Here is a 25,380-nt window from a genome sequence, read left to right on the forward strand (position 1 = left end):
CGTCCATCCTCTCCGATCAGCGCGGCGTCACTGACCGCTGCGCTTCATGAAGCGGCGGAAATGCTCGCGGCCCTGTTCTTCGGTCGCAGCATTGCGCGCGGATTCGAGCGCCTGCGCGCGTCCCTGGGCGGCGAGCAAAGCAGTCAAGTCAGCGATCTGGCGTGATTGCAGGGCGAGAAGCTGATTGCCGGCCTGTGTGGCCTGAAGCGCGCCGGTCGCCGACTGGCTGGCGCCGGCGATATTAGCCATAGCGGTCTGCGACCCGTCGATATTGCCGACGACGCCGGCCTGCACGCGAAGCGCATCCTCGAAACTGCCGACGCTGTCTTTCCAGCGGTCGCGCGCATTGGCGATCAGAGTCGCATCCGACGCGCTCATATCGACATTGCGGTAGCGCTGGGTGAAGGCGTCCTCGATCGTCTGCACATCATAGGCGATGCGCTGGGCTTCGCTCAGCAACTGCCGGGTCTGCTGGATCTGGGCTTGAAGCTCATTGAGGCTGCTGAACGGCAGCGAGGCGAGATTGCGCGCTTCGTTGATGAGGCTCGTCGCCTGCTGTTGAATCTGCTGGATCTGATTGTTGATCTGCTGGAGCGAGCGCGCCGCTGTCAGCACATTCTGGGCATAATTGGTGGGGTCATAGACGATGCCGCCGAAGCCGAGCTGGGCGCTGGCCGGAGCGGAAACCGCACTCAATCCCAGCACGGCGATGCCGGCAATGAGGCTGCGACGAACATTATGGCGGGTCATGACAGTTTCTCCTCGGTGAAGGCTGGCAAAAGGTCGGCGGCCCAATGGAGGCCGCAATGCCGCAGCCAGGCGGCCGCGAACCCGTCCGCCCCATGGGCGTCCATGAGGTCGCCGATGGCGATCTGGTCGGTCTTGGAAGAAGCGGCGGCGAAGGCGAGTGCGACATCGCCCAGGCCCAGCTCGAACAGCCGGTTGCCGCGCGGGGACTGACAATAATAATCGCGCTTGGGCGTCGAGCGCGCGAGTATCTCGATCTGCCGGTCGTTGAGGCCGAAGGCGCGGTAGATGCGGGCGATCTGCGGTTCGAGCGCGCGTTCGTTCGGCAACAGGATGCGGGTCTTGCAGCTTTCGATGATCGCGGGCGCGACGCTGCTGATCTCGATCTGGGCGAGCGACTGGGTCGCGAAGATGACGCTCGAATTCTTCTTGCGGAGCGTCACCAGCCAGGTCGAAAGCTGGCGGGCGAAGGCCGGAGAATTGAGCGCGAGCCACCCTTCGTCGATGATGATCAGCGTCGGACTCCCGTCGAGGCGATCGGCGATGCGGTGGAAGAGATAGGCCAGAACCGCGGGCGCCGCGCCGCTATCCATCAGCCCCTCGGTTTCGAACGCCTGCACCGTTGCGCTACCGAGGCGTTCCAGCTCCGCGTCGAGTAGCCGGCCCCATGCGCCGCCGACGCACCAGGGCGCGAGCGCCTGCTTCAGTTCCTGTGACTGGAGCAGCACGGCAAGGCCGGTGAGCGTGCGCTCGCCCGGCGGCGCGCTGGCGAGCGAGGTCAATGCCGACCAGATATGGTCCTTCGCCTGCGGATCGATCGTCGCGCCTTCGGCCTCGAAGATGCCGGCCAGCCATTCGGCCGCCCATGCGCGTTCGGCGGCATCGTCGACTCGCGCCAGCGGCTGCAACAGGACGCTGCCATCCTCTTGCCTATCGGCCTCATTCGCGAAAAGGCTGCCGCCAAGATCATGCCAGTCGCCGCCCATGGCGAGCGCGGCCGCGCGGATGCTGCCGCCAAAGTCGAAGGCGAAGATCTGGCTGCCGGGATAGCGGCGGAACTGGAGCGCCATGGTGGCGAGCAACACGGATTTGCCCGCCCCGGTGGGACCGACGATCAGCGTATGGCCGACATCGCCGACATGGAGCGACAGCCGGAACGGCGTGCTGCCCTCGGTTTTCGCGAAGAGCAGCGGCGGTGCCTTGAGATGCTCGTCGCGCGCCTGTCCTGCCCAGATCGCCGAGAGCGGGATCATATGGGCGAGGTTCATTGTCGAGAGCGGCGGCTGCCGCACATTGGCATAGACATGGCCGGGGAGCGATCCGAGCCAGGCCTCGATCGCATTCATGCCTTCCGGGATGCAGGTGAAGTCCCGGCTCTGGATGATCTTTTCAACCAGCCGCAGCTTTTCAGCCGCGATGCCGGGATCTTCATCCCAGACGGTCACGGTCGCCGTCACATAGGCCTGGCCGACATCATCAGCGCCCAGCTCCTGTAACGCTGCATCGGCATCGGCTGCCTTGTTCGAAGCGTCGCTGTTCATCAGCACGGACGCCTCGTTCGTCATCACCTCCTTGACGATGGCGGCGATCGACTTGCGCTTGGCGAACCATTGCCGCCGGATCTTCGAGAGCAATTTGGTTGCATCGCTCTTGTCGAGCATGATCGCGCGGGTGGACCAGCGATAGGGGAAGGCGAGCCGGTTCAGCTCGTCGAGAATGCCCGGCCAGGTCACCGTCGGAAAACCGATCACGGTCAGGACGCGCAGATGATGCTGTCCGAGCCGGGGTTCGAGACCCCCGGTCAGCGGCTCATCGGCCAGCAGCGCGTCAAGATACATCGGCGTCTCCGGCACGCGCACAAGCTGGCGCCGTGTCGAGATCGTCGAGTGGAGATAGGTTAGCGTTCCGGCGTCATCGAGCCAGGCCGATTCCGGGACGAACCCGTCGATCAGATTGAGTAGCTGGGCGCAGCGATCGGTGAAGCTCTTGACCAGTTCCCAGGGATCGATCCCATCGCTGGCCTTGCCTTCATAGAGCCAGCTCTCAGCGCGCGCGGCGTCCTCGGCGGGCGGCATCCACAGTAGCGTGAGATAGTAGCGGCTCTCGAAATGCGCTCCGGCATCGACGAACTGAGCGCGGCGCTCCTCATCGACCAGTGCCGAGACCGGGTCGGGAAACAGCGATGCGGGATAGTCGTCGGAGGGGATGCGCTGGGCTTCGACAAAGATCGACCAGCCAGAACCCAGTCGGCGCAGCGCATTGTTGAGCCGGTGGGTGACGCCGACCAGCTCGGAGGGTGTGGCGGAATCGAGATCGGGGCCGCGAAATCGCGCGGTGCGCTGGAAGGAACCGTCCTTGTTGAGGACGATGCCCTCGGCGATCAGCGCGGCCCAGGGCAGAAAGTCGCTGAGCCAGGCGGCGCGATGGCGATATTCGGCGAGGTTCATCATGGTGTCGGCTCCTCGTCACACGCGCAAATGGGCGGGGTATCGAAGATGGCGGCGGGCGACGTCGGCGAACTGCGCGTCGCGCCGCGCGGCCCAGACGGCGGAGAGATGGCCGACCAGCCAAAACGCGCCGCCGGCGATCCAGAGCTGGAGGCCGAGACCGATCGCGGCCGCCAGCGTCCCATTGGCGATGGCGAGTGTACGCGGGGCGCCGCCCATAAGAATGGGCTCGGTGAGCGCCCGGTGGACGGGGGCATAGAAGCCCGCCACCTCATCGCCGCTGCCCTGCATCAGATAACGGCCCCGCCGCCGAAGCTGAAGAAAGAGAGGAAGAAGGAACTGGCGGCGAACGCGATGCTGAGACCGAAGACGATCTGGATGAGCCGCCGGAAGCCGCCATTGGTGTCGCCGAACGCCAGCGTCAGACCGGTGACGATGATGATGATCACTGCGACGATCTTGGCGACCGGGCCTTCGATCGACTGGAGGATCGACTGAAGTGGCGCTTCCCAGGGCATTGAAGAGCCGGACGCTTTCGCGGCGCTGGACATGGCAAGTGCGACGGCGACGCCGATGATGGCGGTGTTCGCCGTGCTGCGCATACGGGAAAGTGCGTTGGTCATGCGAGTTCTCCTGGCTGATGGATCGGGAGTTCTGCCGCGGTGCGGATGGGTTCGAGTGGCCCCGGAAGTTGACGCAGCGCATATTCGCCAGCGGCATTGAGCCCATCGACGCGGGCGAGTTCCGACAGGCGGCGGCCATGGCCATCACGGACGAGGACCGCGACGAAATTGATGGTCTCGGCGATCAGGGCGCGTGGCACGGTCACCACCGCTTCCTGGATGAGCTGCTCCATGCGCCGCAGCGCGCCGATCGCGGTGCCAGCGTGGATCGTGCCGACGCCGCCGGGATGACCCGTCCCCCAGGCTTTCAGCAAGTCGAGCGCTTCGGCGCCGCGCACTTCACCGATGGGGATGCGATCAGGACGCAGGCGCAGCGAGGAGCGGACAAGATCGGAGAGGCTGGCGACGCCATCCTTGGTCCGCATTGCCACCAGATTGGGGGCGCTGCATTGCAATTCGCGCGTATCTTCGATCAGCACCACCCGGTCGCCGGTTGTGGCGATCTCGGCGAGCAGCGCATTGGTGAGCGTGGTCTTGCCGGTTCCGGTGCCGCCCGCGACAAGGATATTGGCCTTGTCCGCGACCGCGATGCGAAGCGCCGACGCCTGCAGCCGCGTCAGAATCCCGTCGGCGACATAATCATCGAGAGTGAAGACGGCGACGGCGGGCTTGCGGATCGCAAAGGCCGGCCCCGCGACGACAGGTGGCAGCAAGCCTTCGAACCGCTCGCCGCTTTCCGGCAGTTCCGCCGAGACGCGCGGGCTGCCCGCATGAACCTCCGCGCCGACATGATGCGCAACCAACCGGATGATTCGCTCGCCATCCGCGGGTGCGAGCCGATCGCCGGTATCGGAAAGCCCTTCGCCCAGCCGATCTATCCACAGGCGGCCATCGGGGTTCAGCATCACCTCGACGGTCTTAGGGTCCGCCAGCCAGCCCGCGATCGAAGCGCCCAGCGCTGTGCGAAGCATTCGTGCGCCGCGAGACAAGCTCTCCGATTTGAAACTGGTGGCCAAGTGATCGTCCCCTGATTGCGCCTGCGTGCAGCCCGCGCGTGGGCATGGGGACAGTTAGAAGAGACAGAAAAAATGCTATCGCAACAATAATTTGCGTTTAGCGTAGGACGTCGAAGCAATAGAAAGACGGGCGTAGGCCGCGATCAGTCCTCGAACCCGGACGCGGTACTTTCTCGCTGCGAATTCACGTCGAGCGATATTTCCCGCGCCAGACTCGATCCCGTTTCAACACGGCGACCCAGAGCTTCGATGAAGCCCTTATAGCGCTCATTGCCACTCGCCTTGGCAGCGGCCTGCGCCGAGTCCGGCAAGGGCGGCGTGGTCGTCAGCCAGAAGCGAACGAAGAGCGCGACCGCCTCATTGGATATGGTGATATTCTGCTCCAGGCGATCGAGCTGGCGCGACAGCCGGTCCAGCCGCCGGGCCAATGCGGCTTCGAGACGTTCGGGGCCATCCGGCGACAGGAAGGACAAGAGCGCCGCTTCGAGGATGCGGGTCTGCGGCACACGTTTGCGGGCAGCATAATCCTCGATCTGGTCCGCGAGTTCCGGCGGCAGCCGATAGGTGCGTTTGACGCGCATGATCTATGGTCTCCCCATCAGAGTTGAATCCCGTCATCGGGATCGAGGCTCGCGATCCGGGCAATTCGGTGCATCCGACGCTGCGCGGCGGCATCGTCGGCGCTGGCGTCTGGCTCATCGAACTCGAATTCCTGCACGGGCGCGGGTTGCTCGCGCACGATCTCTTCATGATCGGGCAATCCCGGCTCGCGCCTTATATTGGCATTGGCATTGTCGCTGTCCGCCGCGTCCGCAGGCTGTGCCGCAGCCCCGGACTGGCTGGGGGGATTGTCGTCAGGGGACGGCGGTGGTTCGATCCCGGTCCAGTCGTCGGGACGTGGCGGCTTTGGCGACCGATTGGGTTTGGGCGCCGGGAGCAATCGACGGGTCAGGCGCGGGTCCGTGAAATAGCGCGCCTTCTTCGCTCGGACCGGCGGCGTGCCTGCCAGCATCACGATTTCATCGTCGGGCGGAAGCTGCATGATTTCGCCGGGCGTCAGGAGTTGACGCGCGGTTTCCGAGCGCGAGACCATCAGATGGCCGAGCCAGGGCGACAGCCGATGCCCGGCATAATTCTTCATCGCCCGCATTTCGGTCGCGGTGCCGAGCGCGTCGCTCACGCGCTTTGCGGTTCGTTCATCGTTGGTGGCGAAGGACACGCGCACATGGCAGTTGTCGAGGATCGAGTGATTGACGCCATAGGCTTTCTCGATCTGGTTGAGGCTCTGCGCGATGAGGAAGGATTTGATCCCGTATCCCGCCATGAAGGCGAGCGCGGACTCGAAGAAGTCCAGTCGCCCGAGCGCCGGAAACTCGTCCAGCATCAGGAGCAGGCGCTGGCGTTTGGCGGTCGAGGCCAGTTCTTCGGTCAGCCGGCGTCCGATCTGATTGAGGATGAGCCGCACCAGCGGCTTGGTGCGGTTGATGTCTGAGGGCGGGACGACAAGATAGAGCGAGACCGGATGCGGACCGCTTACGAGATCGGCGATGCGCCAGTCGCATTGCCGGGTGACGGCCGCGACGACCGGATCGCGGTAGAGCCCCAGGAAGGACATGGCCGTCGAGAGAACGCCGGAGCGTTCGTTGTCGCTCTTGTTGAGCAGTTCGCGTGCGGCCGAGGCGACAACGGGGTGAACCCCGGCCTCGCCCAGATGCGGGGTCAGCATCATCGCGCGCAGCGTTGTCTCGATGGGGCGACCCGGATCGCTGAGGAAATTGGCGACGCCGGCCAGCGTCTTGTCGGGTTCGGCGTAGAGAACATGGAGAATGGCGCCGACGAGAAGCGCATGGCTGGTTTTTTCCCAATGGTTGCGTTTCTCCAGCGACCCTTCGGGATCGACCAATATGTCGGCGATATTCTGAACGTCGCGGACTTCCCATTCGCCCCGGCGCACTTCGAGCAACGGGTTGTAGGCCGCGCTTGCCGCATTGGTCGGGTCGAACAGCAGCACCTTGCCGAAGCGGCGGCGGAAACCCGCGGTCAGCCCCCAGTTCTCGCCCTTGATGTCGTGGACGATGCAGCTACCCGGCCAGGTCAGCAGACTGGGTACGACCAGCCCGACGCCTTTGCCCGACCGCGTCGGCGCGAAACAAAGAATATGCTCCGGCCCATCGTGGCGCAGATAGTCGGTTCCCAGCTTTCCGAGGATCACCCCGTCTTCGCCGAGCAGCCCGGCTGCGCGCGCCTCCTTCTCGGTCGCCCAGCGCGCGGACCCATAGGTCTCGGCGTTTTTGAGTTCGCGCGCGCGCCACACCGACATTCCGATGGCGACGGCGATCGAGATGAACCCGCCCGATACGGCGATATAGGCGCCGTGCAGGAAGGTTTTGGGCGCATAGGCATCGAAGGAAAACCACCACCAGAAGAAGGCGGGTGGCGGATAGACAGGCCAGTCGCCTATGGTGAACCAGGGCGATCCGAGTTGGGGCTGATGAGCAAGGGCAGCGGCGGTCCATTGCGTCGCGGACCAGACCGACACCAGCACGATCGAGAAGACAGCGAGTATCTGACCCCAGAGGATCTTGGTCGCGGACACGTCCTTTCCTTTCCGGCCAAAAGCCAGAAAGTCGGGACTTGAAATGTGGAATTACAATGCCTTAGAAAAGGATGGCGAAGTAATAGAAAGGGCGTCGCGTAAATAGAAACCATGGCGTAGACGTGGGACTGACCGGAACGGCAGCTGTAAATGGCCAGAAGATGCACAGTGGACATTCGGATGCCTCGGTATTGGCTTCCGCTTCCGATCAAAGCCGGTCGCTCGGATCGCAATTCCCCGCTCCTGCAAGCAATTGCTTTTCCGCCGTTAGTTTTCCTGTGTCGTCGCCATGCGCGTTTTGCGGCAGGTTCGCCCGCTGAGGCTGAGCTTTCTGCTGCGGCAGGTGTAATAGGTTTCGAACTTTGCGGCCAACGCTGTTAGAAATCGAGCAGCTCTGCCACGCGGACTTCCACCGGGATGACCTCTGCCGGATCAGTAGTGGAGGCGAGCGCAGAACCGAGTCTCGTGGTTGGCACCGTTCGCCCTTCATACCGGCACAGAATCTGCGAGAAGGCGGCAAACCATCGGGCCAGCCGTGTCGCTCAGGTCGATGCCATGAGTGTGGTTCAGCGTCCCGCGGCTACTTGGTCCGCCAACCATTGGTCCGCCGCGCGATATCCGCGAGCTTTCATGATACGACCATACTCGCGGTGATGGCGCCTCATTGCTCTGTGGCGGGCCTGGCCAGAAATCGGCGGGTCGTACCGCTTGTCGGAGGTAGACGATTTGGAAGCGGTCGCCTGCTCTTGTTGATGCCGGCGCATAGCCTCTTCCCGGACCGTATCCAAGTGTGTGCCCAAATAATCCTGTGCCGCTACAGGAGCAGACAATACGCAGGATGCGGCAATCAACAAGGAATCAAAAAGTCTATTCGTCATTAGTCTCTCCTCCCCGCGAGGAGTGCAGGGCAGCGTCTTAACTCGAAATTAATCGCGCTGTTCCCCATCAGTCTGTCCGCAGTTCCGACCAGCGACCATTGATCTCTGTATGATCCCGTGGAGGACCTACCTGGCATCTTGCTTCTGTCTCTCATCCCAATTTACGTTCCTGATAGGTGCCGTTCCGGATCGTCCCAATAGGCGGCGATTCAAAGCCTCACGGACTGACGGCCGCTGTCGGCGAACCCGCCATTCGACGGCTGATTTGGCAACGGCGGCTATGTCCCGAAATTGGGGGATCGCAGCGCGGGGCCGGATGGGTGAACGAACGGCAGGTTCCAAGGAGCCAGATCCGAGCACCGAGCGGCGGCTGTGTCGGCGGCAACTGCCGATCCAGACCCGGCCGTCGGAGAACCTGCAAAGAAACGACAGCTTCTGACAGATACAGTCATTCACGAACGTAGTTTTCCGGGGATACCGTCGAAGACCGGGATGCCCTCCTTACCGGATCGGCCAATGTGGATGCAGTTCGTCAATCACGAAGGCATGGACGGCTTGGCCGCGCGGATGCCCTTCTGCGAGATGCGGGTGATCCGGCGGCAGATCGTCATGAGCGTGCGCCACAATTTCGGGGTCTTCAACCGGCCAGATGCGGAACGCGATCACCGTGCCGATCAGCGCCAGCAGGGCGGATACGCCAAAGGCGATACCCATGTTGCCGATTGCGCCAGCCTGGCCCGCGAGCGGATAGGCGACCAGCCAGCAGACATGACTCAAGGCAAATTGCGCCGCGAACAGCGCGGGGCGGTCTTCCTCGCCCGATGAGCGGCGCAACAGGCGGCCCCCCGGCGTGATGCTCGCCGAATAGGCGATGCCGAGCACCAGCCAGCCCGCGAGGATCCCGCCCCAATAGTCCGGCGTGGCATGATATTGCCATGACCACGCCAGTGCCGCCAACGCGACCGTCATCGCGCACGCGGCCGAGACCATCACTTTCCGATCGGACAGCCGGTCGAGGAGGCGCGGTAGCAGCAGAGCGGCCAGCATCGAACCGCCACCGAAAGCGGCGAGCGTGATCGCGACCTCCCGTTGGCCAAGTCCGAGCGCGGCTTGCACCAGCACCGGCGTATTGACGATCACCATCGCGCTCGCCGCCGCCGCCGCTAGCGTGACGGCCAGCAGCCCGCGTAGCCGGGGCGTCTTCAGATAAAGCCGGGCGCCGCGCGTCGTGTTGTCATAGATGCCGCCTTTGGCTTTGACGGCGGTGGAGCGCGGCAAAACCGTCGTCAGCACCAGCAGCGCCGAGCAGGCGAATCCAATCGCAGTGCCCGAGAACAACCAGTGGAAGTTCATCACCGTTAGCAGGGCTGCGGCCAGCATTGGGCTGGTCAGGCTCTCCATGTCGTAGGCGAGGCGCGAGAGCGACAGCGCCCGAGTATAGTCTTTCTCCTCGGGCAACACGTCGGGGATCGTAGCCTGAAAGGTCGGCGTGAACCCGGCCGATGCCGATTGCAGCACGAAGATCAGCGCATAGACTTGCCACACCTGATCCACGAACGGCAGCGCGAGCGCGACCAGCCCGCGGATCACGTCCATCGCCACGAGGAAGCTGCGGCGCGGCAAGCGGCTTGCATAAGCGCCGACGATCGGTGCGACGCCGATATAGGCGACCATCTTGATCGCCATTGCCGTGCCGAGCACGGCGCCCGCATCGGCCCCGGCGATGTCATATGCGAGCAGGCCGAGCGCAACCGTGGCGAGGCCGGTGCCGACCAGCGCGATGATCTGCGCCAGGAACAGGTGGCGATAGGTTCGGTTGGCCAATACAGAGAGCATCAGAACCTCGTTCGATCTTAGGGGTTTAGCGGGTTGGTCATGCCGTCAGATAGCCGTGAGCGGCCATCAGGACGGCGTAACGTCCGACCTTTGCGATGGTGACGAGCAGGAGAAAACGCGAAAGCGGCGTGCGCAGGACGCCGGCGATCAAGGTCAACGGATCGCCAATGATCGGCAGCCATGACAACAGCAGGGAAAGCTCGCCGAACCGCCGATAGCGCCGCTCCGCCCTTATCATCGCGGTCTTCGATACTGGAAACCAGCGCGCGCCGCGATGATGCGCCAGGAAGCGCCCCAACGCCCAATTGATCGTCGAACCCAGCACATTGCCCAGGGATGCGACGAGAAAAAGCAACGCCGGATCGAAACGGCCCGAGGCCAGCATCGCTAGCAATAGCAGCTCCGATTGGGCAGGCAGCAGCGTCGCGGCGGCCAGCGCGGCGAGAAAAAGGCCAGGATACCCCAGCACCATCAAATCGACGTTTGGCAGCAGAGTGCTCCGGGGCATTTGACAAAGCGCCTGCCGCCCCGCCGCGTCGCACAAGTCGCGCTGCGAGGCGGGGACGATTCAGACGAGAGGTGGCGTCGTCAGACAACCCGCTTGACCTCGCTATATTCGCCCTGGGTGCGAAGCGTGATCGTGACCGGAGCGCCGGACCGGTTACGCCAGAACCAGCCGTGCTTGCCGTCGAACGCCGCGACCAATTCACCTTGCTCGCCCGTCGATTCCCGGCCCTTGCCATAACCGTGGTAAGAGATGCCCGGTGCATCGGCGTGCGTGTCAAAGTTGACATGCCCGCCTTCAACCGACCAGCCGAACGCGATCCGCGTGCCTTTTGCGGCTGTCAGCTTGATCTCCGCGCCTTCGTTCGGCGCCAGCGTCAGTCTGGTCGTGTCGTTGCGGCCGGCAACTATGCTCGGCGCCGCTGGTGGCGCCGATGTCGATTGCGCACCGCCATTGGCCGCCTGAACAACGAGCGCGCGCGCATTTTCCGCTCTGGCTGCGGCATCGGCGACCGCATCGGCCGCGGCTTCCTCGGCGAGTTGCATCTTGATCTCGCCCATCTCGGTCAGACCGAGAACCTTGCCGGCGCCAGTTGGATCGACCCCATATTCGGAAGGCAGGATCACGATGGCCAGGATCGCTCCCGCAGTCGCGGCGGCGATAATCGTGGAGCGGATGAGTTGCTTTGAAGTCGGCAAATCTTCGAGGCGGGGCATCTGGGAATTGAACATTTGCATTACTCCTTGTTACGCGACCGCGAGGCCGGTGAGCTGGTAGCCGACGAGGATGAAGCCGGCGGTCATGAGAGCGACGTTGGCGACGAAGGCGTGGCGATGGAAACTGCTCGTCCGGCGCCAGAAGCCCATGAGAATCAGGATCGTGGCAAGCGCGAGGAGCTGGCCGATCTCGACGCCGATGTTGAACGCAATCAGGTTCGGCAGCAGGCCGTCCGGCGAAATCTCGAATTCAAGGATCTTGGTCGCCAGACCGAAGCCGTGGAAGAAGCCGAAGATCAGCGTCGCCCATTTCGTGTTGGGCTGGAAGCCGAACCAGCGCTGGAATGCGCCCAGGTTGTCGAGCGCCTTGTAAACCACCGAAAGGCCGATGATCGCGTCGATGACATAGGCGTTGGAGCTGATCCCGGTGAGGACGCCGAACAGCATCGTCGTTGAATGGCCGATCGCGAACAGCGTCACGTAAAGGCCGATGTCCTTCATCCGGTAGAGGAAGAAGATCACGCCGAACAGGAACAGCAGATGGTCGTATCCCGTGACCATGTGCTTGGCGCCGAGATAGACGAAGGGCATGAACAGGACGCCGGTGCTTTCCTGAATATAGCCCTGATCGCCTTCCGCCACGCCATGCGCAAAGGCCTCGAAACCGAAGCAGAATGTCAGCGCGATAAGGCCGAGCGCAAGACTTAGCCTGTTTCGCAAGGCATTCTCGAAACTGATTGCGTAGAAACTCATGAAAAACTCCTTTCCGGTCTCCCACGCGCCGGGGGCATGTGGCGCGTGGGAGTGGCTGACTCAGGCTTGCGCCAGAGCCGAATCGGGGGATGGATGTTCGTCTTCCGCGCGCTTTTCGCGACCGTGCACGAGGCGATAGAGCGCGGGCAGGACAAGGAGCGTCAGCAGCGTCGAGGAGATGATGCCGCCGATCACCACTGTCGCCAGCGGTCTTTGAACCTCCGCGCCCGCGCCGACGTTGAACGCCATCGGCACGAAGCCGAGGCTCGCCACCAGCGCCGTCATCAGCACTGGTCGCAGCCTTGTAAGCGCGCCTTCGCGGATCGAGTCCTCAAGACCGCCGCCGGTGGCGCGGAGTTGGCGGATGAAGCTCAGCATCACCACGCCGTTCAGCACCGCCACGCCCGACAATGCGATGAACCCGACGCCTGCCGAGATCGACAGCGGCATTCCCCGGATCAACAGCGCCGCCACGCCGCCGGTCAGCGCCAGCGGCACGCCCGAAAAGACGATGGCGGAGTCCCTTGCGGATCGGAACAGCCCGTAGAGCAGCCCGAAGATCAGCAGCAGCGCGGCGGGCACGACCAGGCGCAGCCGTTCGGCCGCCGAGATCAATTGCTCGAACGTGCCGCCATAGCTCACCCAATAGCCGGACGGGACTTCAACCTCCGCATCGACCTTCTGCCGCAGTTCCTCGATGAAGGAACCGAGATCGCGGTCTCGGACATTGGAAGTCACGACCACGCGCCGCTTACCGTCCTCGCGGCTGATCTGGTTCGGGCCGATCACCACCTCGACCCTGGCCACATCGGCAAGCGGCACAAACCCGCGCGGATCGGCGCCATCGCCTGACAGCGGAATCCGCAACCTACCGATCTCGTCGGCCTTGCTCCTGATGTCCTCGGGCAATCGCACGATCACCGGAAAGCGACGATCGCCCTCGAATATCCGGCCGGCTTCCCGGCCGCCGATCGAGACGGCCACCACATCCTGGATGTCGCCGATGTTGAGACCAAGCCGCGCCAGCGCCGGCCGGTCGGGCGTGATCTGGAGGACAGGCAGGCCCGTCACCTGTTCGACGCTCACATCCTGAGCGCCCTCGATCCCGCTCACCACGCCTTCAATCGACTGGCCGACCTCCAGAAGCCGATCGAGATCATCGCCGAACACCTTGATCGCCACATCGGCCCGGACGCCCGACAGCAGTTCGTTGAACCGCATCTGGATGGGCTGGGTGAACTCATAATTATTGCCGGGGATGGCGGCGACAGCTTCCTGCATCTCGCGGACCAGTTTCGCGCGGGGTTTGCGCGGGTCCGGCCATTCGCTGCGATCCTTGAGCATGATGAAGGTGTCGGCGACCGAAGGTGGCATCGGGTCGGTGGCCACTTCGGCAGTGCCGATCTTGGAGACGATCCGTTCGACCTCGGGGAACCGCTTCAATCGCGCTTCGAGCGTGGTCTGCATCTGGATCGCCTGGCTGAGGCTGGTGCCGGGGATACGCAGTGCATGAAGCGCGATGTCGCCCTCATCGAGATTGGGAACGAACTCCGATCCCATGCGCGTCGCGGCAAAGCCTGCGATGGCGACCAGTGCCACCGCACCCGCGATGAATACGACCCGCAGCCGCAAGGCGGCATCGAGCGCGGGCGCATAGAGTTTGCGCGCCCGGACCATGAGGCGGCTTTCCTTCTCCTCGACCTTGCCGGTGACGAACAGCGCCACCGCCGCCGGCACGAAGCTCAATGACAGGATCAGCGCGAAGGTGAGCGCCATGACGACGGTGATCGCCATCGGGTGGAACATCTTCCCTTCGACGCCGGTGAGCGCGAAGATCGGCACATAGACCAGCGCGATGATGAGCATCCCGAACAGGGACGGCCGAATGACCTCGGACGTAGCCGACGCCGTGAGAGCGAAGCGTTCCTCGCGTTCGAGGAGGCGCCCTAACCGGTGTTGCGCCTCGCCGAATCTGCGCAGACAGTTCTCCACGATTATGACCGCCCCATCGACGATGAGGCCAAAGTCGAGCGCGCCCAGGCTCATGAGGTTGCCCGAGACGCCTGCGCGGAGCATCCCGGTGATCGTCATCAGCATGGTGATCGGGATGACCGCCGCCGTGATGAGCGCCGCGCGGATATTGCCCAGCAGCAGGAACAGCACGACGATGACGAGCAGCGCGCCTTCGAGCAGGTTCTTCTCGACAGTCCAGACCGCCCGTTCGACAAGATCGGTGCGGTCATAGATCGCCACTGCGTTCACACCCGCCGGGAGTGCCTTGGCCGCTTCCTCAAGCCGCGCGGCCGCCGCGCGCGCGACGATCCGGCTGTTCTCGCCGGCCAGCATGAACACGGTGCCCAGCACCACTTCCTGCCCGTTCTCGGTCGCAGCCCCGGTCCGCAACTCCTCGCCCATCCCAACATCGGCCACATCGGCGATGCGGATCGGCACGCCGCCGCGATTGGTGACGATGATCGACTTGAGATCGTCGATGCCCGAAGCCTGACCCGGCACCCGGACCAGATATTGCTCGCCATAGCGTTCGACATAGCCGGCACCGACATTGGCATTGTTGCGGCCGAGCGCATCGACCACATCATTGAGCGTCAGGCCATAGGCCGAGAGCCGGTCGGGCAGCGGCGTCACATGATATTGCCGCTCATAGCCGCCGATACTGTTGACCTCGGTGACGCCGGGCGTGTTGCGGAGTTGCGGCCGGATCACCCAATCCTGAAGCGTGCGCAAATCCTCTGGCGTGTAACGGCTGCCATCGGCCTTGCGGGCGTTCGGCGCCGCTTCGAGCGTATACATGAAGATTTCGCCCAGCCCGGTCGCGATCGGTCCCATTTCCGGGATAACGCCTTGGGGAAGCTGGTCGCGCGCGGTCTGGAGCCGCTCGTTGATGAGTTGGCGGGCGAAATAGATGTCGGTGCCATCCTCGAACACCGCCGTCACCTGGGAGAGACCGTAGCGTGACACCGAGCGGGTATATTGGAGGCCCGGCAGGCCGGCGATCGCCGTCTCGACCGGAAAGGTCACGCGCTGCTCTGATTCGAGCGGCGAGAAGCCGGTCGCCTCGCTGTTGATCTGCACCTGGACGTTGGTGATGTCGGGCGTCGCGTCGATCGGCAGCCGCTGAAAGGCCCAGACGCCGATGCCGCACAGTAGAAGGACGATGGCGAGCACCGCCCAGCGAAAGCGGATCGCGCCCGAAATGAGGAGTTCGAGAAGCTCGGAACGCACGGGCGTTTCGTTCTCAATGGTCATGGCTGGCCCCCGACTTGTCGATGTCGGCACGGATCAGGAAAGCGCCATCGGTTACATATTCGGTGCCCGGCTCAAGGCCGCCCAGCACCTCGGTCCATTCGGGCGTGCGCCGCCCGATCTCCAGCATTCGCACTTCATAGGTGTTGCCGACCTTGGCATAGACCACCTCGAAATCGCGGAAGCGCTGGATAGCTTTCGTCCGAACCGCAAGGGGCACCTGCGCCTCGGCAACGGCAAACGATCCCTCGATCCCCATTCCAGGCCGGAAACCGCGACTGAGGGACGCCGGCACGTCGACATGCGCCATGACCGTCTGGCTGGCCGCGTCCGCCGTTGGCAGCACCGCTTCCACCTTGCCCTGAAAGCTGTTGTCGCCAGCAAGGTTGCGCACGCGCACGCTTTGCCCAACGCGGACGCGTTCCGCGTCGCGCGGATACACGAAGAACTCGGCATGAAGTTTTGTGGGATCGGCGATCACGAATATTGCTCGATCGCCGGTGGTATCGCCGACATTCGCGTTCTTTTCGACGATGACGCCGCTGATCGGAGCGGACACCGTGTAGGTTTGTAGCGAATGACTGGATTCAACCCGGAACAGGGTTTGTCCGCGTTGGATCGCTTGTCCCAACTGGCCCGACATCGACACTATTTGTCCGGGCAGGCGCGCTCGCACCTCGGCCCGACCTTCCGGCGTGGTTTCAATCCTGCCGGCCATGTCGATTAGCTCAGCTACACTGGCGGAACCCGCACGCTCGGTCTGCACGCCTCCGGCCCGCGCAGCCTCGGCCGAAATCGTCGTGCGGCCCTCATAGGAAGCATAGGACCAGTTGTGTGTTCGCCCGCCTTCGACAGCGCGAACCTTCACATCGAAGGAGTGCGGTTCAGTGACGACGCCATTGCCGCGCAGGAAATCTTCCTGCGGCTGGAAAGCGAAACGATCCACCTTGCCGCCAAGACGCTTCTGCTCAAGTGTGAGCCGGACTTCGCTCGGTGAAAGCGGTTTACCGTCCCGGTAGGGATAGAGCCGATATTCCGGCTCGACGCCATCCTCGAAGATGGTGATCTCGACCGCGAAATCGCCATCGCGCAGCATTCGCCCGCGATGCGGCCCGCGTTCATAGTCGTCGGCCGCAGCGGCCGCAGCCGTGGGTTCGGCGGCCTCGTTGGTGGTATTGGATTCGCCGCATCCAGCGAGCAGGGAAAGCGCGAGCAGCGAGCTTGCGAAAAGGAAGGATCGTTTCATCAGCGGTTCTCCGCATTGGAAAGCAGGGAAACATGGCGGCCGGTCAGCCGGTCGAGGCGAGCACCCGCGAGGTGGAAGCTGCGCAGCAGCTCAACACGGCGGGAGCGCGCGTCGAACAGCGCCTGCTGGGTCTGGTTCACTTCGAGAAAGGTGAAGGCGGTGCCGCCACGCGCGAAGCCGTCACGAACGAGCGTCACCGCACGCTGAGCGCTTGGCAGCACCTCTCGATCTATTCGGGTGATCTCGGCAACGATCGTGGCTCGCTCGGCAACGAGGCGGTTGACCTCTCGTTCGATCTGGACGCGCGTGACGGCGATCTCTGCTTCGGCCGCCTGGGCCTCGGCGTTGGCGCGCAGGACATTGCCGCGATTGGCTGTGCGGCTACCCAGCGGAATGAATCCGCCGATCATGATCGCGACATCGTTGCCCTGACCAAAATGACGGACGCCAACGCGGGCAGTCGGATCACTGACATTACCCGTTTCAGCAAGCCGAATTCGTGCCCCGGCGGCGTCCCGTTCGGCGCTGAGCAGTGCGAGGTCAGGGCTGTTCTCGGCATCCGCTGGCGTCGCCGTGAACGTGGCGAAAGCTGCGTCATCGAGGCTGTAGTCGGCGGTTCCCCCCCAATATGAGGCCAGCGCGGCACGGGCAATTCGTGCTCTTTCGCGCGCCTGATCGAGAGCGATCCGCGCTTGCGCCACGGCTGTCCGGGCGCGTTCAGCGGAAAACAGCGGATCGAGCGCGCGCCCGACGCGGCGCCCTACCTCCGCCTCAACGCGCAGGGCTGCGGCCTGTCGTTGCTCCGCGATGGAGATTTCGGCTTCCGCTACCTGGGCTTCGACCCATGTGGCCTGGACCTGTGCCAGCAAGTCCAGCATCCGCAGGCGATTGCGTGTCGAAGCGACACCGATCTCCGAGCGGGCTGCGCCAATGCGGGCTTCCCGCTTGCCGCCCCGTTCCCAGGTCCGCTCATACCATGCGGTCGTCTGTGACCGTTCGATGGGCGAATAGGGGCCGGTGCCCGCGAAATCCTCGGCGTCAACGCCGATGACATCGCGCGGTCGCACATCGGCCTGAGTAACAGCGGCCTCAGCCGCCTGGAGGCGGGCCGCATTTACCGCCACCGTGGGGTCGCCAGTGGCGACCTTCGACAGAGCGTCGGATAGGCTAAGTTCCTGCGCCGCTCCGATGGATGGAGCGGACAGGGCCGCGAACGCCGCGCTTATCGCAAGCGCGCGCCGCAAACGCGCCGACGGGCGCGCAACGATAACTGAAAACATGACAAATCGGCCTCACGAACAGGCGTGGCATAAGCCGCGCCTAATTCGACGCGGCGGTTCTAGATGCGATTTGCGATGTTTTTAGGCGGCCGTTCAGGCCCGTAAATCAGGATATCAGGCAATCGGTCGTCAGCCGTAAGAGGCTGAGACAATGATGCCTGGAAAAGCCCAGAATCGCCCTGCGATGCAAGAGCCGGCAACGACGATCCCGCATCGCCATGATGGTGATGCCCAGCACCGGACTGATGATTGGGCACGCTTCCGGTATCATCCGGGTTCGTAGTATCCGAATGCCCATCACCATGATCGCTCATGTCGGAGGCGATAATGCTGAGCGGCAGATGTTCGTGATCGGCGCTCACACCAGTTTGATGTTGAAAGCGATCGACGATGCTGGTCATGCCCGCACCCGCAAAGACGAGCGTCAGCGCGATGCACAGCATCGAGCAGAGCCGAAATGGCGGAAACTGAATCAGGCGAGCCACAGACGTCTAGCTATAGAGTTAGCCGGAAGCGCACAAGCATCATGCATCGTAGTATTTTCGGTGCGCGGATCGCGCCGATCAAGCCTTTCGCAGCCAGAGCAATCCACTGCGTGGGCGGTAGGGCATGTTCTTTTGCGATTGACTCGATCTGGCGCAGGCGATCTATTGTCGGGCATGGGGAACGCGATCTCCCCACGAGGCGACAGGCTGAAGAATCGCGTCCTGCTTCTTGGAAGGACGCATCATGCCTGTTTTGAATACGATCTCTTCGGATAAGTTCGCTCGCCTGATCGGTATCCCGACCGGACCAGTGCTCGTTGATGTCCGGCCGGATGACGCGTTCGCGGCCGAACCACTTCTCGTCCCCGGAACATTGCGGCGATCCGCGACCGACGTCGCGACGTGGGCGGCGGCATTTCGCGGCCGCTCTGCCGTGATCGCCTGCCGTGACGGTGGCTCGCTCAGCCAGGGCGTCGCAGCGCGCCTGCGCCATGAGGGGGTTTCGGCGGAGGCGCTCGAAGACGGCGTTGCCGGTTGGGCTGCTGCCGGCCTGCCGATGGTGCCGGAAACCGTCCTGCCTTCGCGTGATAGGGAAGGCCGCACGATCTGGGTGACGCGTGGTCGGCCAAAAGTGGACCGGATCGCCTGCCCCTGGCTGATCCGCCGCTTCGTCGATCCGCGGGCTATCTTCCTGTTCGTCCCACCCTCTGAAGTCGAAGGCGTCGCCGAACGCTTCGCCGCCGCGCCCTTCGATATCGAAGGCGAAAATATCCTCTGGAGCCATCGCGGCGACGCCTGCACCTTCGACGTGATGGTCGAAGCGTTCGGCCTTGGCGGCTATGGGCCGCTAACGCGCCTCGCGCCGATCGTGCGCGGGGCCGATACGGGTCGCCCCGATCTCGTGCCGGAAGCGGCGGGCCTGCTGGCCGCATCGCTCGGCCTGTCGCGCATGTTCAACGACGATCAGGAACAGCTCGAAGCCGGGATGCTGCTCTATGATGCCTTTTTCCGCTGGTGCCGCGATGCGACCGACGAGACCCACAACTGGGTCTCTCACCAGCCCGCCAAGGCGCGCGCCAAAGGCAAGGTGCGGCGGTGAGCGGCGCGGTGACGGAAATGACCGCAAGTGTCGGGGCCCCCCCGAAGGATCATGGCATCCCCTTCAGTGAGGCGGTCCGCGTCTGGGCACGCATCGCAGCACTGAGCTTCGGCGGACCTGTCGGCCAGATCGCGGTGATGCACCGCATTCTGGTCGAGGAGAAACGCTGGATCGGGGAGGAGCGGTTCCTGCACGCCCTTAACTATTGCATGTTGCTGCCCGGCCCCGAGGCGCAGCAGCTAGCAGCCTATATCGGCTGGCTTCTCCACAAGACGAAGGGTGGCCTCGTCGCGGGAGCCCTGTTCGTGCTCCCCGGCTTTCTCTCCATTCTGGCTCTCAGTTATCTTTACGTCTTGCTTGGTCACGCGCCGGTGATCGCTGGCCTGTTCTTTGGCCTCAAGGCAGCGGTCCTGGCGGTTGTGATTCAGGCCGTGGTGCGTGTGGGATCACGCGCGCTGAAGAACGGCGTGATGCGTGGTATCGCGGCGGCGGCGTTCATTGCGATCTTCTTCTTCGACGCGCCGTTTCCACTCATCATCCTGGCCGCCGGCATCATCGGCTATATCGGCGGACGCAGCGGGATCGCGGCGTTCAGGGGCGGTGGCGGGCACGGTCCGGCTGCCGGCGAGGTGATCCACGACCGCGATACCGCGCTCGGTGAAGGTCTGCCCGATCATGCCCGCCCCAATCTGGTCTGGTCGCTCAAGATATCAGGTGTGTTTCTGTTCCTCTGGCTGGCGCCGGTCGCGGCCTTGCTGCTTCTGCTTGGCCCCGATGACGTGTTCACGCGCATTGCAACCTTCTTCAGCCAGATGGCAGTCGTGACTTTCGGTGGCGCGTATGCCGTGCTCGCCTATGTCGCGCAGGAGGCGGTCAATACCTACGGCTGGCTGAGGCCGGGCGAAATGCTCGATGGCCTGGGCCTTGCCGAGACGACGCCGGGGCCGCTCATCATGGTGACGCAGTTCGTCGGTTTCCTGGCTGCATTCCGCCAGGCGACCGGGCTGCCGCCGCTGGTCGCCGCAACCCTCGGCGCGGCTCTCACGACCTGGGTGACGTTCATGCCCTGCTTTTTGTGGATTTTCGCTGGGGCGCCGTTCGTGGAGCGGCTGCGCGGAAACCGGGCGCTGTCGGCCGCGCTCGGCGCGATCACCGCGGCGGTTGTCGGCGTGATTCTCAATCTCGCGTTATGGTTCGCGTTTCACACGCTGTTTCGTGATGTGCGCGAGATCCGGTTCGCCGGACTCGTCTTCGAGGCACCGATGGTGGCCTCTCTCTACATTCCAGCACTGGTATTGGCGGCTGCGGCGGCGATCGCTGTATTCCGTTTCAAGGCCGGCATGATTCCGACGCTGGTGGCCACGTCGGCAGCCGGCGTCCTGCTCTATCTGTCCGGGGTAATCGGTTGAAGTCCTGTCGAAAGGAGATCGAGATGAAGGGTTTGGTTGTATTCGGCCTCGCCGGGATTCTCGGCATGGTCTCGCCCGTTCACGCGGCGGAGCCTTGGGAACAAACGGTCAGCACTGCGATCGGCAAGACCGGCACTGAAATGCCCGACGGGGTCTATCGCATTGGCTTGCCGCGCAGCGATCTTAAAGTGACGCTGGACGGCGTGATGCTGAAGCCGGCGCTCGCGCTCGGCTCGTGGCTCGCCTTTGTTGGACATGGCCAGAATCAGGTGATGGTCATGGGAGACCTGGTGCTCACCGATACCGAGGTTAATCCCGTAATGGCGAAGCTGATTGCCGGCGGGATCGAGATCACCGCGCTCCACAATCATCTTCTGCGAAACACACCGCACACCATGTATATGCATATCGCCGGGCACGGTGATCCAGCCCAGTTGGCCAAGACAGTGCATGATGCGCTGGCACTGAGCGGAACGCCGCTTTCGCTAGCGCCAGCAACCAACCCGGCAGCGCCGGAGACACTTGATTTCGACACCGCCGCGCTTGACCGCCTCCTTGGCCACAAGGGCAAGATCGGGGGCGGCGTCTATGCCTTCGGTATCCCCCGCGCCGAGACGCCGCGCGATGGAGGCATGGCGCTGCCACCAGCGATGGGTGCGGCGATCGCGATCAACTTCCAGCCGACCGGCGGGGGCAAGGCGGCGATCACCGGCGATTTCGTGCTTACGGCCGCCGAAGTTAACCCGGTTCTCAAGACACTGCGCGAGAACGGCATCGAGGTGACGGCTCTGCATAACCACATGCTCGATGATGAGCCGCGCCTGTTCTTCATGCATTTCTGGGCCAATGACGATGCGCAGAAGCTCGCCCGTGGCTTGGCGGCGGCGCTCGGCCATGTGGCGATCACCAGGCAATAAGCGATGCGATGAACATCAAAGATATTTGGCCAATTCGCCGAGCTTCGCCAGTTCGTCGCGTGTAGCCTTGGGCAACGGCCCAACCAATTCCTCCAAGTGATGCTCGATATGATTGCGCCGAGCCAGTTATTCGCAAGGAGAACCATGTATGACCCAGGTCGACGCCTTCATGGGTACGAGATGGCTACAGCGTGAAGGTGCGGGACAGCGAAAGCATAGCCTGCGCAAGGCATCAACTAACTAATTTTTGCCATCAGCCGTCCGGCCGTTTGATGATCGTAGAAAAGCGTTTTGCCTACATCAAACTCCGTAGGTGTTCCCATGCGATCATCAAACCCGCTGGTGGCGCAACGGCAAAAACTTCCTGAACCTACGACAAGTTCAGACGACTGACTCATGGGAGGGAACGACCGCTTAGTCGGTGAAACTGTCCTTTGATTACAATCCGAGTCCGCGCTGTTTTCCAAACGACCAATCCACGCCGCCACCCGGCGTCATTGTACCGGAGACATGGCGACCGATATGCTGCTCGAGCGCCGGCCGCCAGGGGACAAGCTGGAAACCCAGCCCATTGTCAATCATGGCAAACCGGCCTGAGGCCAACGTGACGCGCTGGCGATAGACACCCGCGACTTGATCGCCGGACGTTGCCTGCTGTGGCGCGAGACCTGTCTGGGCGGCGATATTCGCCTGCGCCTGCTGCATCTCACGAGACTTCAGCGTCCCGATCAGCGCGCGGACGAAGATGATGCGCTGCCCCCTGCGTTGCGCGAGGCCATCGCGTTCAAGGTGATCGCATCGGGCCTCCATTGCCGCGGCCACTTCCGCGCCAAAGCCACCGCCCAGAATGGGCGGCTCGCGGGCGACGAGGTTGCGATCGAGCCAGGTCGCGCCATCGGATGTGATCTGCTCGCCAAGCGAAAGGTCGGACCGGGTCGCGAGCGAATGGCGCTGCTGCCCCCTGGCATCCTCCCAGGCGCGAAGCTCGACGATCGCCCCCGGCTTTGCATCTCCCGTCATTTCGATGTCGTTGAACCGCAGATGATGGGTGCGGCCATCAATGCCGTCGACGACGGCATAGGCGCTGCCTTTGAGTTCATCATAGAGTCCACGATCGACCAGACGGCCCACGACCGGATCGGCCGGAGCCGTGCGATGGATTGCAAAACGCGACACGTCCGGGTGCGGCGTGTCTTTCGTCATCGCCTTGTGCATCGTTTTGATGATATCGCCGCGAGTGCCGAGATCGCGCAGCTTGTCTTCCAGACCTGGCTTGATGGTCCAGGCCGCGGGCCCGAGTGAATCGGCCAGACCCATCGCCTCCAGCTTCTGCGCGCGGCCGACCAGAAGGTGCCGGTTCTCAGGTCCGCGTCCATCTGGACCGGGGCGCAGATCGACAATGCCGCCATGACGGTCGGCGATATCCCTCAGTGTTCGATCGAGGCCGGTCCAGCGATCGGCCTGAACATCGCGGGCGAGCACCGCCTGTATCTCGCGCTGGCTTCGCGGCCCGAGTTCCAGTGTCACCCGATCTTCGGCGCGCTGGCGAAAACCCTCGCGCACATAGTCGCGCCGAATGACAAGGTCGCCGCCATCATCGGCCCGGCCGCGGACGAGAACATGGATGTGCGGATTGTCGGTATTCCAGTGATCGACCGCGACCCAGTCGAGCGTAGTGCTGAGGTCGCGCTGCGCGTCCGCCATCAGCTCACGAGTGAAGGCTCGCAGATCCTCCATCTCCCCGGCGTCTTCCGGCGAAACGATGAAGCGAAAATGGTGCCGATCGTCGTTGCAGCGATCCGCGAAGTCATTCCCGTCGGCCTGATCGCCAATCGCATCGAACAGCCGGCCCGGCGCGCCGTCGCGGGTGACGCCCTCCCGTTCGAGATAGCTGGTGTGCCTCGCAAGCGGCGCTGCCCGAAATTTGGCGCCCTGATGCCGAACGATCCGCATCTTGACGACGACGCGCCGATCCGATGCCTGGCGCGCGCGACGCGGGGCGGTCACCATGCCGCGCCCGAACCGGGATACGCCACCCCCACTTCGGCGATGACCATAAGCGCGACCGCCGCGACCGCCCTTGTTGGCAGCGCGCATGACCTGGCCGACGAGCGACTTCGCCTGCCGGCCCTTTGTCCCGCCATCGCGGGAGCGTCCCGGCCTGACCTGAAAGTCGTCGTCGTGACTGCTCATGGGAGGCAAAATCCAGCGGGGAAAGATCGTGCCAGACGCGGGCCGACGGCTATATCGGCAGTTTTGCCAAAACAAGCTGGCAGACCGCTCCGGGAGCCATACGCAAAAACCCAGTCAAACCAACCATATGGACCGAGCCTGCTGGCGGTCCTTTTATCTTGCCGTGCTCCCTTCCTTTCCCTGCCTCCACAGCAGTTTACACGATACAGAACGCTATTGCGCCCGTGCCTGCGCGATATTGCGACGCACTGCATCATGACGGTTCCTGACCGGAAAGAGGGACGAACAGGCGGTCGTGGTCGCCGGACAGTGCTGCGTCGGACTCCGCCGCGACGTCATCGTGCTGCGCGTCGCGGATCGCCAGTGATGCACCGGATTCAACGCTTGCCGGACGCGAAAAGAGCGGCGCGTGGGTCCAGGCGAGCGCATCGGCGGGCGCGCTGGCGACAGCGCGAGCAGGCGCTCCGCCGACCATCGGCGCGAGCATGGCGAGATAGGCGCGCGTCTCTCGCGGCAGCACCCGACCGGTCGCCAGATGCTCATCATAGCGACCGGGACCGGCATTATAGGCGGCCAGCATCGCAGTCGGATTGGCGTAGCGGTCAAGCAATTCGCGCAGATAGGCGGTGCCCGCAATGATGTTGTCGCGCGGGTCGTAGGGGTTGCGGCCAAGGCGATAGCGCGTGCGAAGTTCGGCCCAGGTGCCCGGCATGATCTGCATCAGGCCCATGGCGCCGGCGTGCGAAATCGCGTTCACGTCGCCCGCGCTCTCGACGCGCATGACGGCCCATATCCAGCGTTCCGGGATAGCGAAGCGGCGCGATGCCTCGGCGACGTGGGCGGCAATCGGCGACACGGTCGATGCCGACTCTGCTACTTCGGGTTCATCACGCGCACTGGCCATCGCCGGCGCGCTCGCAAGACAGGCGAGCAACGCCAGCGACACCGCCCGGCGGTGCGATTTCCAGCAGCGCGGGCGCACCGGATCAGCTCCGTTCTTCGCGGACACGCGGGCGGCTTATCGACAGACGGAAGGTCGTGCCTTCGTCGTCGGCGCGGAACAAATGGACGCGCAGATTTTGGCCCGCGAACAGCGGACTCTCGATCTCCAGCGAGACATAGTCGCCCGCGCGTTCGCCGACATCCTTCCACGCGGCGCCGACCCTGGGGCCGTGTTCATTGTCGAGCAGCACTCGAAAATCAGGCGCTTTCTCGGCTTCGCTCGGCTCGGCGGGAACGAGGGCGACAACCTCGTCGATGCCGAACAACCGGATGCGGCCCGTATAGCCATCATCGGTGGGTTTGAAGATATTGGGTTGCATTGCCAGTCTCCTTTGCTTGGCGGGGTGAAGGCGGAATGTCGGTGATGT

At 63.6% G+C, this 25,380-nt stretch carries 21 protein-coding genes; 3 read left to right on the top strand and 18 right to left on the bottom strand.

What is annotated here, in order from left to right; translation table 11 throughout:
• Positions 1-27: 27 nt before the first annotated feature.
• From trbJ to ATN00_RS12140, 15 genes are all read right to left on the bottom strand, one after another.
• Positions 28-750, bottom strand: coding sequence for a P-type conjugative transfer protein TrbJ (gene trbJ, locus ATN00_RS12065; RefSeq protein ID WP_062064898.1), 723 nt, complete (start codon positions 748-750; stop codon positions 28-30).
• Entirely contained in the window at positions 747-3,197 is a 2,451-nt protein-coding gene (trbE, locus tag ATN00_RS12070) for a conjugal transfer protein TrbE (protein WP_062064900.1), read from the bottom strand. The genes trbJ and trbE overlap by 4 nt, the downstream gene beginning before the upstream one ends.
• A gap of 15 nt (positions 3,198-3,212) precedes the next feature.
• Entirely contained in the window at positions 3,213-3,485 is a 273-nt protein-coding gene (locus tag ATN00_RS12075; protein WP_062064902.1) for a VirB3 family type IV secretion system protein, read from the bottom strand.
• On the bottom strand, positions 3,485-3,817 hold the full coding sequence (locus ATN00_RS12080; protein ID WP_062064904.1) for a TrbC/VirB2 family type IV secretion system protein: 333 nt from the start codon (positions 3,815-3,817) through the stop codon (positions 3,485-3,487). Before ATN00_RS12080 ends, ATN00_RS12075 begins: the two co-directional genes overlap by 1 nt.
• Positions 3,814-4,788 carry a P-type conjugative transfer ATPase TrbB gene (trbB, locus tag ATN00_RS12085; protein WP_062064905.1) on the bottom strand — a complete coding sequence of 325 codons (975 nt, stop codon included), beginning with the start codon at positions 4,786-4,788 and terminating at the stop codon, positions 3,814-3,816. The genes ATN00_RS12080 and trbB overlap by 4 nt, the downstream gene beginning before the upstream one ends.
• A gap of 188 nt (positions 4,789-4,976) precedes the next feature.
• The gene (locus ATN00_RS12090) at positions 4,977-5,414 is read right to left on the bottom strand and encodes a CopG family transcriptional regulator (protein WP_062064906.1); all 438 of its coding nucleotides are present in this window, start codon (positions 5,412-5,414) and stop codon (positions 4,977-4,979) included.
• 17 nt (positions 5,415-5,431) lie between these two features.
• Positions 5,432-7,429 (bottom strand): conjugal transfer protein TraG, encoded by a 1,998-nt coding sequence (locus ATN00_RS12095; RefSeq protein ID WP_062064909.1) that lies wholly within the window; start codon positions 7,427-7,429, stop codon positions 5,432-5,434.
• Positions 7,430-8,808: 1,379 nt separating this feature from the next.
• Positions 8,809-10,143: an MFS transporter gene (locus ATN00_RS12105; RefSeq protein ID WP_062064912.1), complete on the bottom strand. Its 1,335-nt coding sequence runs from the start codon at positions 10,141-10,143 to the stop codon at positions 8,809-8,811.
• Positions 10,144-10,180: 37 nt separating this feature from the next.
• A complete protein-coding gene (locus ATN00_RS12110; protein WP_231746270.1) occupies positions 10,181-10,651 on the bottom strand; it encodes a YqaA family protein in 471 nt (156 codons plus the stop codon).
• Between the two features lie 80 nt (positions 10,652-10,731).
• Positions 10,732-11,379, bottom strand: a complete 648-nt coding sequence (locus ATN00_RS12115) for a hypothetical protein (protein ID WP_062064914.1) — start codon at positions 11,377-11,379, stop codon at positions 10,732-10,734.
• Between the two features lie 15 nt (positions 11,380-11,394).
• Positions 11,395-12,117 carry a HupE/UreJ family protein gene (locus ATN00_RS12120; protein WP_062064916.1) on the bottom strand — a complete coding sequence of 241 codons (723 nt, stop codon included), beginning with the start codon at positions 12,115-12,117 and terminating at the stop codon, positions 11,395-11,397.
• A gap of 60 nt (positions 12,118-12,177) precedes the next feature.
• The gene (locus ATN00_RS12125) at positions 12,178-15,384 is read right to left on the bottom strand and encodes an efflux RND transporter permease subunit (protein WP_062064918.1); all 3,207 of its coding nucleotides are present in this window, start codon (positions 15,382-15,384) and stop codon (positions 12,178-12,180) included.
• Positions 15,374-16,627 carry an HlyD family efflux transporter periplasmic adaptor subunit gene (locus tag ATN00_RS12130; protein ID WP_062064919.1) on the bottom strand — a complete coding sequence of 418 codons (1,254 nt, stop codon included), beginning with the start codon at positions 16,625-16,627 and terminating at the stop codon, positions 15,374-15,376. The genes ATN00_RS12125 and ATN00_RS12130 overlap by 11 nt, the downstream gene beginning before the upstream one ends.
• The gene (locus tag ATN00_RS12135; protein ID WP_062064921.1) at positions 16,627-17,907 is read right to left on the bottom strand and encodes a TolC family protein; all 1,281 of its coding nucleotides are present in this window, start codon (positions 17,905-17,907) and stop codon (positions 16,627-16,629) included. Before ATN00_RS12135 ends, ATN00_RS12130 begins: the two co-directional genes overlap by 1 nt.
• Before the next feature lie 59 nt (positions 17,908-17,966).
• Positions 17,967-18,308: a hypothetical protein gene (locus ATN00_RS12140; protein WP_156415275.1), complete on the bottom strand. Its 342-nt coding sequence runs from the start codon at positions 18,306-18,308 to the stop codon at positions 17,967-17,969.
• Between the two features lie 328 nt (positions 18,309-18,636).
• Here ATN00_RS12140 and ATN00_RS12145 point away from each other — a divergent pair, with 328 nt between their 5' ends.
• From ATN00_RS12145 to ATN00_RS12155, 3 genes are read left to right on the top strand one after another with little or no spacing between them, the layout of a single operon-like run.
• Entirely contained in the window at positions 18,637-19,491 is an 855-nt protein-coding gene (locus ATN00_RS12145; protein WP_062064925.1) for a chromate resistance protein ChrB domain-containing protein, read from the top strand.
• A gap of 17 nt (positions 19,492-19,508) precedes the next feature.
• On the top strand, positions 19,509-20,900 hold the full coding sequence (gene chrA, locus ATN00_RS12150) for a chromate efflux transporter (protein ID WP_062068734.1): 1,392 nt from the start codon (positions 19,509-19,511) through the stop codon (positions 20,898-20,900).
• Positions 20,901-20,923: 23 nt separating this feature from the next.
• Complete coding sequence (locus ATN00_RS12155) at positions 20,924-21,817, top strand: DUF1259 domain-containing protein (RefSeq protein WP_062064926.1); 894 nt, start codon at positions 20,924-20,926, stop codon at positions 21,815-21,817.
• A gap of 438 nt (positions 21,818-22,255) precedes the next feature.
• Here ATN00_RS12155 and ATN00_RS12160 read toward each other — a convergent pair whose 3' ends face one another.
• From ATN00_RS12160 to ATN00_RS12170, 3 genes are all read right to left on the bottom strand, one after another.
• Entirely contained in the window at positions 22,256-24,010 is a 1,755-nt protein-coding gene (locus tag ATN00_RS12160; protein WP_062064928.1) for a relaxase/mobilization nuclease domain-containing protein, read from the bottom strand.
• 253 nt (positions 24,011-24,263) lie between these two features.
• Positions 24,264-24,914: a lytic transglycosylase domain-containing protein gene (locus tag ATN00_RS12165; RefSeq protein ID WP_062068736.1), complete on the bottom strand. Its 651-nt coding sequence runs from the start codon at positions 24,912-24,914 to the stop codon at positions 24,264-24,266.
• An 82-nt stretch (positions 24,915-24,996) separates the two neighbouring features.
• Positions 24,997-25,332, bottom strand: coding sequence for a DUF736 domain-containing protein (locus ATN00_RS12170; RefSeq protein ID WP_062064930.1), 336 nt, complete (start codon positions 25,330-25,332; stop codon positions 24,997-24,999).
• Positions 25,333-25,380: the final 48 nt, after the last annotated feature.

The sequence above is a fragment of the Sphingobium baderi genome (genome assembly GCF_001456115.1).
GTDB classification, from domain to species: Bacteria; Pseudomonadota; Alphaproteobacteria; order Sphingomonadales; family Sphingomonadaceae; genus Sphingobium; species Sphingobium baderi_A.

What these genes read in the sequence shown, in the direction of transcription:
- trbJ (WP_062064898.1), bottom strand. Translation starts at nt 750, where the DNA reads ATGACCCGCCATAATGTTCGTCGCAGCCTCATTGCCGGCATCGCCGTG.
- trbE (WP_062064900.1), bottom strand. Translation starts at nt 3,197, where the DNA reads ATGATGAACCTCGCCGAATATCGCCATCGCGCCGCCTGGCTCAGCGAC.
- ATN00_RS12075 (WP_062064902.1), bottom strand. Translation starts at nt 3,485, where the DNA reads ATGCAGGGCAGCGGCGATGAGGTGGCGGGCTTCTATGCCCCCGTCCAC.
- ATN00_RS12080 (WP_062064904.1), bottom strand. Translation starts at nt 3,817, where the DNA reads ATGACCAACGCACTTTCCCGTATGCGCAGCACGGCGAACACCGCCATC.
- trbB (WP_062064905.1), bottom strand. Translation starts at nt 4,788, where the DNA reads ATGCTTCGCACAGCGCTGGGCGCTTCGATCGCGGGCTGGCTGGCGGAC.
- ATN00_RS12090 (WP_062064906.1), bottom strand. Translation starts at nt 5,414, where the DNA reads ATGCGCGTCAAACGCACCTATCGGCTGCCGCCGGAACTCGCGGACCAG.
- ATN00_RS12105 (WP_062064912.1), bottom strand. Translation starts at nt 10,143, where the DNA reads ATGCTCTCTGTATTGGCCAACCGAACCTATCGCCACCTGTTCCTGGCG.
- ATN00_RS12110 (WP_231746270.1), bottom strand. Translation starts at nt 10,651, where the DNA reads ATGCCCCGGAGCACTCTGCTGCCAAACGTCGATTTGATGGTGCTGGGG.
- ATN00_RS12115 (WP_062064914.1), bottom strand. Translation starts at nt 11,379, where the DNA reads ATGTTCAATTCCCAGATGCCCCGCCTCGAAGATTTGCCGACTTCAAAG.
- ATN00_RS12120 (WP_062064916.1), bottom strand. Translation starts at nt 12,117, where the DNA reads ATGAGTTTCTACGCAATCAGTTTCGAGAATGCCTTGCGAAACAGGCTA.
- ATN00_RS12125 (WP_062064918.1), bottom strand. Translation starts at nt 15,384, where the DNA reads ATGACCATTGAGAACGAAACGCCCGTGCGTTCCGAGCTTCTCGAACTC.
- ATN00_RS12130 (WP_062064919.1), bottom strand. Translation starts at nt 16,627, where the DNA reads ATGAAACGATCCTTCCTTTTCGCAAGCTCGCTGCTCGCGCTTTCCCTG.
- ATN00_RS12135 (WP_062064921.1), bottom strand. Translation starts at nt 17,907, where the DNA reads ATGTTTTCAGTTATCGTTGCGCGCCCGTCGGCGCGTTTGCGGCGCGCG.
- ATN00_RS12140 (WP_156415275.1), bottom strand. Translation starts at nt 18,308, where the DNA reads ATGACCAGCATCGTCGATCGCTTTCAACATCAAACTGGTGTGAGCGCC.
- ATN00_RS12145 (WP_062064925.1), top strand. Translation starts at nt 18,637, where the DNA reads ATGCCTGTTTTGAATACGATCTCTTCGGATAAGTTCGCTCGCCTGATC.
- chrA (WP_062068734.1), top strand. Translation starts at nt 19,509, where the DNA reads ATGACCGCAAGTGTCGGGGCCCCCCCGAAGGATCATGGCATCCCCTTC.
- ATN00_RS12155 (WP_062064926.1), top strand. Translation starts at nt 20,924, where the DNA reads ATGAAGGGTTTGGTTGTATTCGGCCTCGCCGGGATTCTCGGCATGGTC.
- ATN00_RS12160 (WP_062064928.1), bottom strand. Translation starts at nt 24,010, where the DNA reads ATGAGCAGTCACGACGACGACTTTCAGGTCAGGCCGGGACGCTCCCGC.
- ATN00_RS12165 (WP_062068736.1), bottom strand. Translation starts at nt 24,914, where the DNA reads ATGGCCAGTGCGCGTGATGAACCCGAAGTAGCAGAGTCGGCATCGACC.
- ATN00_RS12170 (WP_062064930.1), bottom strand. Translation starts at nt 25,332, where the DNA reads ATGCAACCCAATATCTTCAAACCCACCGATGATGGCTATACGGGCCGC.